This is a genomic window from Halorubrum sp. GN11_10-6_MGM (genome assembly GCF_005435165.1).
Classification (GTDB): Archaea; Halobacteriota; Halobacteria; order Halobacteriales; family Haloferacaceae; genus Halorubrum.
Window position 1 is genome coordinate 1 of record NZ_SGUC01000097.1, and the last position, 700, is coordinate 700.

A 700-nucleotide genomic window follows, 5' to 3' on the forward strand; every position below is an offset into this window, starting at 1 on the left:
GTCGCTCTCGTCGCGTGTTGCCTCGCTGCGTCCGTCCGAGGCGTCCCTTCGCTGTGTCTACCCGAGGCGTCCTCCGGCTTGCCGTCGGGATTTATGCCGTCGCCGCGACAGCACGACGCATGGAGATTCTCCACACGTGTCTCAACGTGGCGGACGCCGACCGCGCCGCGGACTGGTACGTCGAGCAGCTCGGGTTCGAACGCGCTTGGGAGTTCACGACCGCCGACGGCGACACGCGCAACGTGTACGTCGCCAGCGACGGCGGCGTCGAGTTCCAGTTGTCTGACACGGACGGCGCGGCGCCGAGCGCGGACGGCGACCGCTACGACCACGTCGCCGTCGGCGTCGACGACGTGGACGCCGCGTTCGAGACGATCGACCACCACGGCGTCGTGAAGGAGCCGGGCGACCAGCCGGAAGCGGGGGCCCGGACCGCCTTCGTGAAGGACCCGGACGGCCACGTCGTCGAGCTGATCGAGCCTCTGTGAGCGGTCGGGCACCGAAGGCGGCGGTGCGTCCGGACCGGACGACGCGCGTACTTCGGCGGTCACCACCCGTCGTCGTCATCGCCGGGCCACACGTCCACGTCGACGTCGTCGAAGAACGCGGACGGTCCTCGACGACCGCCCAGACCAGCACCGTGATCAGCGCGAGAACGAAGAGGCGGCCGAACCGCCCCGCGTCCTCCGTTCCGAGGGCG

The 700-nt window shown here is 70.4% G+C and carries 1 protein-coding gene; it reads left to right on the plus strand.

All coding sequences use genetic code 11. From position 1 onward, the window contains the following. The first annotated feature begins 119 nt into the window (after positions 1-119). The gene (locus EXE46_RS16235; RefSeq protein WP_137689368.1) at positions 120-488 is read left to right on the plus strand and encodes a VOC family protein; all 369 of its coding nucleotides are present in this window, start codon (positions 120-122) and stop codon (positions 486-488) included. Positions 489-700 lie beyond the last annotated feature (212 nt).